Source organism: Paenibacillus oenotherae (assembly GCF_019443105.1).
Taxonomy (GTDB): Bacteria; Bacillota; Bacilli; order Paenibacillales; family Paenibacillaceae; genus Paenibacillus_Z; species Paenibacillus_Z oenotherae.
Window position 1 is genome coordinate 1 of the sequence record NZ_JAHZIJ010000021.1, and the last position, 12,646, is coordinate 12,646.

Annotated in this window: 12 protein-coding genes and 1 pseudogene; 9 read left to right on the forward strand and 4 right to left on the reverse strand. The window is 46.6% G+C overall.

The genetic code is table 11. The features are described from left to right. Positions 1 to 126 (reverse strand): annotated as a pseudogene (locus K0T92_RS25700) (IS256 family transposase); the annotation flags it as partial. A 361-nt stretch (positions 127 to 487) separates the two neighbouring features. Continuing rightward, positions 488 to 844 carry a winged helix-turn-helix transcriptional regulator gene (locus K0T92_RS20800; RefSeq protein WP_219874412.1) on the reverse strand — a complete coding sequence of 119 codons (357 nt, stop codon included), beginning with the start codon at positions 842 to 844 and terminating at the stop codon, positions 488 to 490. 217 nt (positions 845 to 1,061) lie between these two features. Here K0T92_RS20800 and K0T92_RS20805 point away from each other — a divergent pair, with 217 nt between their 5' ends. From K0T92_RS20805 to K0T92_RS20820, 4 genes are all read left to right on the forward strand, one after another. Beyond that, the gene (locus tag K0T92_RS20805; protein ID WP_219874413.1) at positions 1,062 to 1,601 is read left to right on the forward strand and encodes an NAD(P)H-dependent oxidoreductase; all 540 of its coding nucleotides are present in this window, start codon (positions 1,062 to 1,064) and stop codon (positions 1,599 to 1,601) included. A gap of 186 nt (positions 1,602 to 1,787) precedes the next feature. Continuing rightward, positions 1,788 to 2,327, forward strand: a complete 540-nt coding sequence (locus K0T92_RS20810) for a DinB family protein (protein WP_219874414.1) — start codon at positions 1,788 to 1,790, stop codon at positions 2,325 to 2,327. Between the two features lie 251 nt (positions 2,328 to 2,578). Beyond that, positions 2,579 to 2,785 (forward strand): hypothetical protein, encoded by a 207-nt coding sequence (locus K0T92_RS20815; protein ID WP_219874415.1) that lies wholly within the window; start codon positions 2,579 to 2,581, stop codon positions 2,783 to 2,785. Positions 2,786 to 2,801: 16 nt separating this feature from the next. Continuing rightward, a complete protein-coding gene (locus tag K0T92_RS20820) occupies positions 2,802 to 3,761 on the forward strand; it encodes an ATP-grasp domain-containing protein (RefSeq protein WP_219874416.1) in 960 nt (319 codons plus the stop codon). Between the two features lie 506 nt (positions 3,762 to 4,267). Here the strand turns inward: K0T92_RS20820 and rbsK are convergent. Both rbsK and rpe read right to left on the reverse strand, forming a co-directional pair. Further along, complete coding sequence (gene rbsK, locus K0T92_RS20825; RefSeq protein ID WP_219874417.1) at positions 4,268 to 5,215, reverse strand: ribokinase; 948 nt, start codon at positions 5,213 to 5,215, stop codon at positions 4,268 to 4,270. A 36-nt stretch (positions 5,216 to 5,251) separates the two neighbouring features. After that, positions 5,252 to 5,920, reverse strand: a complete 669-nt coding sequence (gene rpe, locus K0T92_RS20830) for a ribulose-phosphate 3-epimerase (RefSeq protein ID WP_219874418.1) — start codon at positions 5,918 to 5,920, stop codon at positions 5,252 to 5,254. Positions 5,921 to 6,192: 272 nt separating this feature from the next. Here rpe and K0T92_RS20835 point away from each other — a divergent pair, with 272 nt between their 5' ends. The 5 genes from K0T92_RS20835 (at position 6,193) to K0T92_RS20855 (ending at position 12,640) form a co-directional block, all read left to right on the forward strand. After that, complete coding sequence (locus K0T92_RS20835; RefSeq protein ID WP_219874419.1) at positions 6,193 to 7,962, forward strand: sensor histidine kinase; 1,770 nt, start codon at positions 6,193 to 6,195, stop codon at positions 7,960 to 7,962. A gap of 5 nt (positions 7,963 to 7,967) precedes the next feature. Then, positions 7,968 to 9,428 (forward strand): response regulator transcription factor, encoded by a 1,461-nt coding sequence (locus tag K0T92_RS20840; RefSeq protein WP_219874420.1) that lies wholly within the window; start codon positions 7,968 to 7,970, stop codon positions 9,426 to 9,428. Between the two features lie 120 nt (positions 9,429 to 9,548). Next, complete coding sequence (locus K0T92_RS20845) at positions 9,549 to 10,865, forward strand: ABC transporter substrate-binding protein (RefSeq protein WP_246628325.1); 1,317 nt, start codon at positions 9,549 to 9,551, stop codon at positions 10,863 to 10,865. A gap of 64 nt (positions 10,866 to 10,929) precedes the next feature. Next, on the forward strand, positions 10,930 to 11,814 hold the full coding sequence (locus tag K0T92_RS20850; RefSeq protein WP_219874422.1) for a carbohydrate ABC transporter permease: 885 nt from the start codon (positions 10,930 to 10,932) through the stop codon (positions 11,812 to 11,814). A gap of 13 nt (positions 11,815 to 11,827) precedes the next feature. After that, on the forward strand, positions 11,828 to 12,640 hold the full coding sequence (locus K0T92_RS20855; protein WP_219874423.1) for a carbohydrate ABC transporter permease: 813 nt from the start codon (positions 11,828 to 11,830) through the stop codon (positions 12,638 to 12,640). Positions 12,641 to 12,646: the final 6 nt, after the last annotated feature.

The window sequence follows — 12,646 nt, forward strand, 5'->3', positions numbered from 1 at the left end:
GTTCGTTTCATCCTCCATGAAGTGTTTGATCTCCGCCTTCATAATGGATTCCAGGTTTTCTTTTACAAACTGAGTGACAAGATTTTCAAATAGGTTTGTGAGCTGGTTTTCTGCTATTATAGTCATGGAGTAGAGTCCCTTCTTGGTGCGTGGTAACCCCGAGGATACTCTACTTTTTTGTTCCCTGTTAAGGGGCCAAATCTTGGTACACAAACTATTGTACGTCATCTCGTTCTGGCCTACTTAAGATGAAATGCCTGCCGAAGTACAGGAATTTGGCCGTATTTATCCCTATCGGCTGATTTTCGCCTCATAAGCATGCGTTTTTGCATGTATTCTGCTGATCGGGGCTTCTTTAGACGAAAAAGCCTGCACTTACGCAGGTTCCTTCTTTTCGAATACGTTGAAGAAGCCAACCACAACCACTGAAGCTCACGGGAGAAGTGCCGCAGCCGCTCTTTTCCACGAGCACGATCCATGCCGTCTTTCATTCTTTTCCTGATTTAATCGATTGCATAAATTCAATATGCTTATATCCCCAGCCGCACATATCGGTCAATACAGAGCTTAATGTTCGGCCATGATCGGACAATGAATATTCAACTTTGGGTGGAATCTCCTGATACGCCTGACGTACGATCAATTTATCCCGTTCCAATTCACGGAGCTGGTTGGTCAGCATGCCTTGTGTTACATTCGGAAGCTGGCGTCTCAATTCCCCGAACCGCTTCGTACCTTCATGCAGCAAAATAAACAGGATAAGCGGCTTCCATTTCCCGCCCATCACATCAAGGGTAGCTTGTATTCCTTGCGTTGCTTTCTCATCACGGACTTCTTCCGGCATCGTTCCCAACCCTCGATCGTATAAAGTGAAGTTTAGTTTTCTCCGATACATTTTACCAAAGGATACCGTTTTGCAACAGCACGACAGTATAGTCGGTGCCGATGGTACCATTTATAGGACTAAGTATGAAAAAAGAGCGTACTTTTCACAATTCCTTTTCTGCGAAATAATAAGGATGTAGATCGCGACCCTACAATAACGATTAAGGGTGAATGTTATGAGAATTATGGTAATCGCTGCACATCCACATTTTGATAAATCCCGGGCTAATCAGGCCTTGGCGCACGAGCTGAAGCATCATGCAGACATCTATGTTCGCGATCTCTATGAGGAGTATTCTGGATGGGAAATTGACGTGGAAAGGGAGCAGCAGCTTCTCACGCAATATGACAGGGTCGTGTTTCAGTTCCCGTTCTATTGGTACAGTTGTCCCCCATTGCTCAAAAAGTGGTTTGATGACGTACTGACATATGGCTGGGCTTTCGGACCTGAAGGAACAGCCTTAATGGACAAAGAGTTTATGATAGCAACAACAACGGGAGGCACAGAGCAATCCTACCAGTCCGGCGGAGATAACGGGTTCACAATCAGTGAACTGCTGCGGCCCATCCAAAGAACATTGACCAGGTGCAACGGGATTTATCTGCCCGCATTTGTTTCCTATAATGTTACTCCAGGTACGGATGCTTATCTTGCAGCCGAGGCCAAAAGATATGTGGAGCATATCCAAACTTCCATGCGGGCTCTTATACACTGATTCGGGAGAACCGTAGCTAAGAAAGCAAATTAGGCAGATGCAGCTGCCTGGAAATCTGCAGAAGCTGAGCGCGTCCACTGCCTGTATCGCGATCCATCAAAAATGTTGAAAGGCTACTGACATGCTGTTGTCAGTAGCCTTCTTGTATAGTTAGAGCAGATGAACATAAAGGAGCTGTTGAATACTATGAACACGATGGAAGCATTGAAGCGGTTGGAGGATCATGTGGTTTATTACCTTCACGAATTGGAGGGTTTCAGCATAGAGCAGTTGCAGCGGAAGCCGAGTGAGGACGAGTGGTCGCTTGGACAGATGTATCAGCATTTGATTAATTCGGCTCTTCACATGCATCTGCGCAATATTGAACAATGCATGACACAGAGCGGGGACGCTTCGGCCTCTCCAGCGGAACAGACCAAGGATGGTGCAGCGATATTCGAGCAGGGAGGGTTTCCTCCCATACGTATTCAAGTTCCGGCTTCTCCGCAATATACACCAGGGCAGCCGGAAAGCAAGGAGCAGCTGATCCTGGGATTGAACAGCGTCGTCCAGCGAATGAAAGAAATCGAGCCGACACTTGAGAAAGCTCCATCGAACAGCACCGTTTCCCATCCGAGATTCGGCGCGCTGCATGCGAAAGAATGGTACCTGCTTATCGAAATGCACTACCGCCACCATCTGCTGCAATTAACCCGCTTGAAAAATGCTCTGGAGAGCAGCGTATAGCAGAGCCGCTCGGACTCTTCATTCATCATGCCGGAGCGATTCCGTAAAGGTTGAACATGCCTGCAAAAATGCGAAAATGCAGGTTTGATCTCATGTATATCCGGATTAATTTGGTACATACTACTTTACTAGCGAGCCATCACAAACACCGCTCAGGGCTGCAGTGCACACTACCAAGAAGTAGTAGTCGAGGCCAGATGCGAATGGGAGATAGACGTGTAAGCTGCACAATCGTAAGGAGGTGAATGAAGGTGAAGACAAATGAATCCTCGGAGAAGAAACCTACAGTTCTAATGTTCCAACCCACTCCATTGGAACTCATTAATGACGAACGCATCGCAGATTGGGAAAAGCAGTTGCGTGAGGAACTTGGCGTAGATCATTTATTGGGAAATCCTAGCATTACGTTCTGCCGACATGGCGATCACTACCACGCCTGCGACTCAGATGAGGTCTGATATCAAAAGAGGTTGCGTGGCGATTGTGAGTCATCACAACGACCTTCATGCCCATACGGTTCAAAGAGAACTGGCCAAGCAAAAGGATATACAGTGTCATATTATTCCTAGTGACCGTATATCTGAGAGTGGGCTGCTAACGTGGACGAACCTTAACGAGCGGGAAAATTGTTCCGTGTTACCCACTTACGACGGGCAAGGGATAGATGTGAGAGAGATTGATACGATCTGGTACCGTCGTGGCTTCGTGCCCCAGGAAGTAGGGCTGAACGATAATGCAACCCACGCAGACGTTACATATAACGTGATCAATAACAGTTCTTCCTGGGCGTTATATGGCCTCCTTCTTAGCAATTTCAGGGGCAATTGGATCAATGATCCTAGCGCCAACCGTATCGCTGAGAATAAGGCAGTCCAACTCAAGGTTGCACAAGAGGTTGGCTTGGCCACTCCAAAAACACTGATCAGCAGTGATCCCAATGAAGTCAGAAAATTCTGTTCATTGCTCAAAAATCAGGTAGTTGTGAAGACAATTCGGCCTTGCCGTCACACACCAATCGTAACTCAAAAGCTCAGACCTGAACATCTTGCGTCAGACGAGTCTATTCGACTCTGTCCAGCTATATATCAGGAGTACATACCTGGGGATCGTCATTTGCGAGTTCACGTATTCGGTGATCTCGTTCTGGCTAGCTCCATAGAATCAAGCAACTTGGACTGGAGACCTGACATAGATTTTAAATGCCACAGCTACGATTTAAATGAAACGCTCTCCTCGAAGATTCGTCAGGCTGTACAAGCCCTGAATCTGAAAATGGGAATTGTCGATTTAAAACTCAACGGTGAAGAGCCCACTTTTCTTGAAATTAATCCGCAGGGGCAGTTCCTCTTCGTTGAAGCTTTAAGTGGAGCACCGCTTACGGCCGCTATGGCTGAATTCCTGTACTCAGAGTCACTGGGAGCCCGCTTGGCATAGCTCGCGACTCCATGGTACGCAGGGCCGACTGGAAGGAATGGACTGGCCCTCCCTTATACGGAAATTTGAGAAGGACGGAACCGTAGCGTTAATAAATCCTTGCAGCGATTCCGTAAACGTTGAACATGCCTGCGAATATGCAGGCTTATTCACATTCCGGCTTGCTAAAGACAGAATGCCTGCCAAAGTGCAGGCATTCTACCGCATTTTTCTGATAGCGGCCGAATTCGCCTCATATTCCTGCATGATCGCAGGCATTCCACCTTCAGCGGCTTCTTTTAACCGAAATTCCTGCACTTTCGCAGGCTTCCCCTCTCCATACTAACCGGATGTGTTGAAGCCAGTCACTCGCGCACGTGTGGAGCCTAGTTGCCGGGAAGCACCCACCGGACCTGGACTGCTCTCAATAGCCCTAACATATGTCACTCCCCCGCACGCCCCCCAAAGCTCGCGTCCCATGCGCGACGCCTGCTGCGCGGTGGCATCGTGCTTGGTGCACTCCCCTCTTACATGCTGTATTCAATCGGCAGGGTCAAATTTCGAGTGCTGCAGAAAGCCAGGACTTCTTCCATGGATGGAATACCGTCTTGAGCGCCATGCTTTGTAACTTTGAGCGCGCTGACAATGGATGCGAATTGGGCGGCAGCTATTAACGTTTGCCCCCCAGCTAACGCGTAGGCCAGTGCTCCGGCATACGAATCTCCAGCTCCGACCGTATCGACGGCATGGACAGCGATGGCTTGAATATGCTCATGCGTTCCATCCTGATACACAAGGGAGCCCTGCTCCCCTATCTTGATGATCGATTTGGCGATGCCATAATGCCGGTGCAGATAACGGGCTGCTTCTATAGCTGTAGAGATATTGTGAACCTCAATACGGGTCAGAAACCGTGCTTCCTGCTGATTCGGAACAATAATATCTGCATACTGCAGGGAAGAAGTGTCGATACCATCGGTGGGAGCGGGATCGAGCAGGATCGTTACGCCATGCCTTCGAGCCGTAATCATCGCGTGCTTAATGACTTCACTGCGGATCTCCATCTGCACGAGCAGTATTCGGCTTCTGCTAATGATATGCTCGCAGCGATCAATATCCCCGATCGTCAGGCAATCATTAGCACCCTTCACTACGAGTATCGTATTCTCGGCGGATGAATCAACGGTAACAAGCGCCGTTCCCGTCCCGCTATCCTCCACTGTCTTCATCGATTCAATATGGACCTGATTGCTCTGCAATTTGTGCAGCAAGGTTTGTCCAAAAGCATCATTGCCCACACAGCCAATAAAGGTGGTTGCGGCGCCCAGCTTTGCACAGGTGGTTGCCTGGTTGGCCCCCTTGCCTCCAGGGGAGTATCTAACCTCTTTGCCGAACACGGTATCTCCATGCCGGGGATAATGATCGGTCAAGAAAACAATATCCATAATTACACTGCCTATAACTGTAATGGTCATCGGTCTGCCTCCTCCTTGCATGGATCAATGGATTCCCTATGCATGCGAAATGAGCCGCTTCACCTGAGCAACGGAATGCCCCAATGATTGCCCCGGTATAAAAATGCTGGAAGTACCGCACACTAACATATCAGCGCCACTCGCTACAACCTCCGGAATAATAGCCTTGCTGATATTCCCGTCAACCTCTATTGCGATATCGCCGCAATCTGCTTGATCGATTTTTTTCTTCAAATCTTTGATTTTACCCAGCGTGCTCGGTATGAATTTCTGTCCGGCGAATCCGGGATTCACCGTCATTAAACAGATGTAATCCAGTGAATCCATAATGTAATCCAGTACGCATAGCGGAGTCGAAGGATTGAGCGCCACGCCGGCTTTAAGGCCATGGCTTCTAACTTGCTGGAGCGCTCTTTGCAGGTGCACCTTGGATTCGGCATGGACGGAGATCATATCCGCGCCTGCCTCGGCAATGAGAGCGATGAATCTCTCCGGCTCCTCCACCATCAGATGGACATCAAACGGCTTGTCCGTGCAGGGGCGCAACGCTCTCATTACATCAGGCCCCAACGTAATATTAGGAACAAAGCTGCCATCCATAATATCGAAATGATAGAAATCAACATCTGCCAGGTCCAACTGCTGAATATTATCGATCAGCCGGCCGAGATCTGCGCACATTAATGAAGGTCCAATTTTAATCAAAGGCTGTTCTCCCCTTTTTATCCTGTTCGGATCATGCTGCAAGTTTTTATAATTAAACTATATAAATTACGGCTGCCAATAAGAATGAACATATCCAACAACCGACTGGAACAAAGATAAGCGGCTAAAAGAGAGCGCTCCGCCTGTCCGTCAAAGGAAAATCAGTGATATGTATGATGAAGATATAAGGTTTGTTCCATCAGTCGTGTACGGAAATCTATTAGAATAGAAGGGAACGGGGCTCCAGCGGCATAGTTGAAGGGGGATCACACATGGGCATCAAGGCGATTTACTACAAAATGAAACCCCAAAGATTAAAGGGGCAGCTCTTTCTATCGATGCTCGTGCTTATTATTTGTCCTGTAATTGTTCTGAGTGTGTATTTATTCAACGAATTCGAAGTGGCGCTGCAGGACAAAATTGTTGCGCAAAGCTCCAAAGGTCTGGATCAAGTGCAGCAATCCACGGAGGATCTCATGAGTCTGGTTTATAAAACATTAGTGATGGTTCAGAACGATAGTGTGACTTACGATGTGCTGACAAAGCCTGAGGATTACAATGTGCTTGAACGGATTGACCTTTTAGAGCAGGTGCTCAAAAACATTGATAATAGTATTTTTTTATTTAATTCACAAATTGTATATTATACACTGCTGGATTTTAGTGGAAACGTTTACACCTCATTTCAGCCCGAAGAGATGCTGGATTACAACAAATTAAGAAGTGAGAGTTGGGCACAGCAATTAAGTGTGGAACGCCCTTATATGTGGATTGCCAATGATCCGAATTATGTTTCCCGCAATATTACGGGCAGCAAGCATTTATTAACCCTTAGCTCGACAATGAGAGATACCAGCAACAGGCCATTCAGCCTGGCGAGAGTCAGTATTGATTATGAGACATGGTTCCGAACATTTGTGAGAAGCGATCAGGAGCATCAGTACTACATTATCGATAAGGCGGGTACGCTGGTCTCTTCCTTTAATAGCGAGCTCGTGCTTGAACCGGGCGTCCTCTCTTTCTTTCAGACAGCCTCTGAGAAGGGCGGATTTTATTTCGATCAAGGTACAGATTCTCTCATTAATTACCGGAGTATCCCGCAGCTGGATTGGTACTTCGTTGATGTTATTCCCAGAAAAGTGCTGTTCCATGAAGTCCATTTATTGAAGATCAGATTTTTCAGCATTTTTATTGCCTTTATTGCGCTGTTTATAGGGATTAATATGTTTATTTCGTATAAGTTCACGAAGCCATTAACGGTGCTGGAAAAGAAAATGAGCAGTATCGTCAAACAGAATCTGAAACTAACCATTCCCGAGAGGAACTATTCAGGGGAAATTCTGCAATTAATTCGTTCCTTCAATCAGATGTCAACAGATATGAATACGATGGTGAAATTGTTGAAGGATGAGCAGAAGCAACGGGAGCTGGTTCATTTTCAAATGCTATTGTCACAGATCAATCCCCATTTCTTGCTGAATACGCTCAATACAATCAAGTGGCTGGCCATAAGAAAAGGCGATAAGGATATCCCGGATATTTGTGTGTCACTGGGCAATATTCTGGAGACGAGCCTGCATGCAGAAGCAGAATTAATTTTTCTCAAGGACGAGATTAATCTGGTGGAGGATTACTTGCTCATTCATGAACTGCGTTACAATGACGGGCTGGATGTAGAATATGAATACAGCTCGGTTATGGACTATACCCTTGTTCCGAAGCTAAGCATTCAGCCTTTAATCGAGAATGCCATCATTCATGGGATTGCGCCGCTCAAAGGGCAAGGAACCATTCGCATACGCATTTTCACTCAGGACAAGCTGCTGTTTATTGAAGTTGAAGACAACGGGGTTGGAATTGCAGAGCAAAGCATGAAGCAAAGAGGGAGAAGCCGGAAAGGGATTGGTCTGCAAAATTTAAAGGACAGGCTCCATATCCTGTTCAAGGAAGATGGCAAACTGGAGGTTATTCCTTTGGAGCAAGGGACATTAGTGCGCATGCAGCTGCCTTATTTGCTTTCTAGACCATATGAAAAGAGCTGACATCGATGTGGAAAGTGATGCTTGTGGAGGATGAGATGTTCGTCAGAGAGTCGGTCAAAATGATTGTCAATTGGGAGGAGCTTGGCTTCACCATTTTAGGGGAAGCAGATAATGGAGAGGAGGCTCTGCAGCTGCTTCAAGAAAAGCATTTTGATCTGGTTATTACAGATATCAAGATGCCGGTTATGGATGGGGTCGGGTTATTGAAGCAAGCCAGGGAGCTGGATTACACCTGCAAATTTATTATGCTGAGCTGCATGAATGAATTTGAATATGTGAGAAAGGCGCTGGAATACGGGGCTTCGAATTATATTCTGAAGCTTTCCATGAGTGTAACCAGTTTGGTCGAGGCGCTATCCAAAATTAAATTGGAGCTTGAAGAGCAGTCCCAGTACGCTGATCAACGAATCCATCTGTTCTATCAGCAGATGTGGCGCCATATAACCGAGCTGGAGCAGGAGGAGCCTGTGGCTGTGCCATCGGTCATTGCCGAGCTGCAGCATTTCAATCTCACCATTGTATCTGTTATTCGAGGCGAGGAACGCTGGACTTCCAAGGAGCATATTGGAGCGCTGCCCTTTATTGATTACCGCTATGCAGAAGTGACTCATCTCTATCACAGTGAAGGACTGACCACCGTCTTTATTTGGCATAAGCCGGAGGCGCCATTAATTGATACTTCCGCAGGAGACAACAATTACGCGATTGTGTATGGGACGAACCTGCCCTATTCGCAGCTGCATATGCAGTGGAGCAGAATCATTCAGCAGATGAGCATAGTCTGGTATAGCGGAAAGAAGGGCGTATTCTATGTGGATGCGATGGAGGTCAAGGAATCTGCTCCTTACTTTGTATGGAGAAAGAAACGAGAGCTGATATCCAGCTTCGAGAAGCTGGAAGAGAAGCGCTGCCAGGAGCTTATTGATGAGATATGGAACGATATGCAGAGCAGCCATTTATCCATGGTGCAGGTGAAGAAGATAGCGGCAGATATCGACTATACGCTGTATTCCATGATTCAGAAGGGAAGCAGCAGCCAGAGCGCGTTATTCGATGCAAGAAATCATGAGCAGTTGAAGGGGGCGGTTCTGGCGAAATTGCAGTCATGCCTGAATGCCTACAAACAGACGCAGCCGACGATTATGACAGACCATCCGGAAGTGAATAAGGTCATTACGTATATTAATGACAATTTTCACAACGATGATATTTCAGTGAAAAGCATGGCGGCTATGATTGCAATGGATGAAAACTATTTCAGCAGCTTGTTTAAAGCGAAGACGAAGGAAAGCCTCATTACGTATGTGCATCAGCTCCGGATTAACAAAGCGCTGTTCTACTTGACGCAGACCGATCTCACAATCCAGCAAATTTCAGAGAATGTCGGGTTCAAAAATATTAATTATTTCAATCGCATATTCAAACGAATGAAGGGCGTCACGCCTTCTCAATATAGAGAAGGATGAGCGCCCTTGTATTTCAATTGTTTTGTTCTATGCGATTAATGGATATGTTCATTCTTTTCATCCTCAATCCTTTATAAGATGGACTCGTAACCTAACAACACAGATGGAGGTCAAATGAAGATGAAAAAAAAGAGCGTAGGATTCGTTGTTATTCTAATGTTAGTAGCTGCTCTATCTGCTTGCTCAGGCAACAATAATAACCAAGGCACGAACGGGCAAGCGGGATCATCGGCTGGTTCCTCGGACAAAGTGGTTAATCTGACGTTCTGGGGAGGCGTTCCGGCTGAAGCAGGGCCGCAAGAGATTGTGGATACGTGGAACAAGCAGAACCCCAATATCCAGGTTACCTATGTTCGATATGTCAATGACGACAGCGGCAATTTGAAATTAGATACGGCACTCGTCTCCGGCCAGAATGTCGATATCTTCGCAAACTATACCAAACCGTTGCTGTCGAAACGGGTATCGTCCGGCGCAGCGCTCGACCTGAGCCAATTCAGTGACTATAACATCGATGACAAGATGGGGGCAGGCGCGAAGGAATGGCTGGTGAATGACAAGTATTATGCGCTTCCAACGAAGAAAAACATGCACTTTGTCTGGTTGAACAAGGATGCTCTTGATGAGGCCGGGCTGCCGGTTCCAACGGATTGGACATTAGCCGATGTTGAGAAATATGCAAAAGCGCTGCAAACCGATTCCAGATGGGGCTATGCGACATTTCCATTCTGGAGAGATGTTGTTTCGTTCGACGGATCTTTGGCCGTGCAGGGATCGGTCAAGGAGGATGGCACCTCTAACTTCGACGCTCCTATCGTAGGGGAAGCCCTGCAGCAGCAATATGACATGATGCATACCTCTAAAGTGAGTCCGCCGATTAGCTTGATCGAGACGACCAAAATGAATTTGATCGCAGAATTTTTGGGCAATAAGGTCGCGATGCTGAATGCGGGCGAATGGGTATTCCGGGATGCCAATAATTTGACGGATTATCCGCGTGACTTTAAAGCTGCATTTGCTCCACTGCCGCGAATGACAGAGGCGCAGGATGATTTCCGCTATTTGGGCGGCTTGGGCGATGCAATTGCTATTAATGCCAAATCCGAATACACCAAAGAAGCATGGGAATTTCTGAAGTGGTATGCTGACGGCGGCATGCTTCCACAGGCTAAGGGAGGCCGTATTCCAGCCTCTAAGGATGCGGATCAGTCCAAGGCAATTGAGCTGCTGCTTGGCGATTTGAAGGATAAGTATGATCTGGAATCGTTAGAAAGAGTGCTGTCGAATGAGCTGCCTACTTTCCAGGTCTCGCTTCCGCAGGAGGTACTGGATATTAGAACCGAGGAGTTTGACAAGTACTATATTAAAGCGCAGTCCTTAGAGGAGACGCTTCAGAATGTCGTCAGGAGACATAATGAGTATCTGAAGAGAAATTAACATTGAATAATAATGGGGCGGGGAAAGGGATAGCCGTTTCTCCGCTCAATTAGGGGAGCTGCAGATGAAGCTTAACTGGATGAGACGACAACAGCTGGTAGGGTATATGTTCATTGCTCCTAACATGATAGGTGTAACCGCTTTCATAATTCTTCCTGCTCTATTTTCTATTTTTTTGGCTTTCACGAATTGGGAGTTTCCGCAGCTGAAGGCTGATTTCGTCGGGATGGGCAATTTCTCCCGATTGGTTCAAGACGAGGTCTTCTATCATTCTTTGAAAAACACGTTGATCTTTCTAGGATCAGTTCCTATATCTGTCGGACTCGGCTTTCTCGCGGCGCTTGTGCTGAACAAGAGCGTATATTTCAAAAAAACGCTGCGAACGATGTTCTTTCTGCCGTATATCACCACAGGTGTTGCGATTGCGTTTGTATGGATGCTGATCTTCCAGCCGGTCAATGGCCCGGTGAATACATTATTGATGAGTTTGGGTATCAGCAATCCGCCGGGATGGCTGTCCTCGACCTCTTCCGCCATCTTCGTGTTCGACATTATCTGGATCTGGTTCCTGCTCGGATACAATATCATTATTTATTTGGCGGCTCTGCAGGAGATATCCTCCGAGCAGCTTGAAGCGTCCAAGATGGATGGAGCCCGCTTGTTCCATACGGTCAGATATGTGATCTGGCCCTTGGTGAGTCCGACAACACTTTTCCTGCTCATGACAGGATTTATTGTATCGATCAAACAGATGGGTATCTTCCAAGCCGTGACGAACGGCGGGCCTGGAGACAGTACGACCGTATTATCCCTGTACATCTACAAGACGGCCTTCAGATACTATGATATGGGCTATGCTTCTGCGATTTCAGTTGCTCTGCTAGTTATCATTATTCTGATCACAGCTATACAATGGATAGCTCAGAAAAAATGGGTTCATTATTCATGAAAGGATAGAGCATATGCGTAAACTTATTTCTACGATAGTCATGCTCCTGTTTGCACTCATCATGATCTATCCATTTCTTTGGATGATAAGCACTTCCTTTAAGCAGCCATTCGAAGTGTTTCAGTCCCCGTTTCAGTGGATATCCGATCAGCCTACTTTAAAATATCACGAGAAAGTGTGGACGGGAGCAGCCAGCTTCGTCGGTTATTATTGGAATTCTCTGAAAATATCGATTATAAGCACGATTGGAGCCGTGTTTTTTGCTGCCGTAGCCGCTTACGGGTTTTCCAGAATTGAATTTAAGGGCAGAGACACGTTGTTCTTAATCTATCTCGTAGCGATGATGATTCCGAACCAAATTATTTTCATCCCTAAATTCATTATGTTTAATTCGCTTGGGCTCTATAACACACATTGGGCATTGATACTGCCTGGTTTATTTACCGTACTTGGCGTATTTATGCTCCGGCAATTCTTCATTGCCGTGCCGAAGGATATCTCGGAATCCGCCATGCTCGATGGCGCGGGCCATTTCAGCATCTTTCTTCGCATCATGCTGCCGATGGCCAAGCCTTCCTTAGCCACATTAGCCATTATTGATTTCTCCTGGCACTGGAATGATTTTGAGAACGCGCTTATTTTCCTGTTGGATAAGAATCTGTATACCGTCTCGCTGGGCTTGCAAAGCTTCGTGCTGGAGAACAGTGTAGATTACAACGGAATGATGGCAGCGGCTACAGCCGGCATGGTTCCGATGATCATTGTTTTCCTGATTGGCCAGAAATTTATTGTAGAGGGACTAGCCAGCTCTGCTGTTAAAGGATAACGCATA

Coding starts and splice junctions, on each gene's coding strand:
- K0T92_RS20800 (WP_219874412.1), bottom strand. CDS start 844: ATGCCGGAAGAAGTCCGTGATGAGAAAGCAACGCAAGGAATACAAGCT.
- K0T92_RS20805 (WP_219874413.1), top strand. CDS start 1,062: ATGAGAATTATGGTAATCGCTGCACATCCACATTTTGATAAATCCCGG.
- K0T92_RS20810 (WP_219874414.1), top strand. CDS start 1,788: ATGAACACGATGGAAGCATTGAAGCGGTTGGAGGATCATGTGGTTTAT.
- rbsK (WP_219874417.1), bottom strand. CDS start 5,215: ATGACCATTACAGTTATAGGCAGTGTAATTATGGATATTGTTTTCTTG.
- K0T92_RS20835 (WP_219874419.1), top strand. CDS start 6,193: ATGGGCATCAAGGCGATTTACTACAAAATGAAACCCCAAAGATTAAAG.
- K0T92_RS20840 (WP_219874420.1), top strand. CDS start 7,968: ATGTGGAAAGTGATGCTTGTGGAGGATGAGATGTTCGTCAGAGAGTCG.
- K0T92_RS20845 (WP_246628325.1), top strand. CDS start 9,549: ATGAAAAAAAAGAGCGTAGGATTCGTTGTTATTCTAATGTTAGTAGCT.
- K0T92_RS20850 (WP_219874422.1), top strand. CDS start 10,930: ATGAAGCTTAACTGGATGAGACGACAACAGCTGGTAGGGTATATGTTC.
- K0T92_RS20855 (WP_219874423.1), top strand. CDS start 11,828: ATGCGTAAACTTATTTCTACGATAGTCATGCTCCTGTTTGCACTCATC.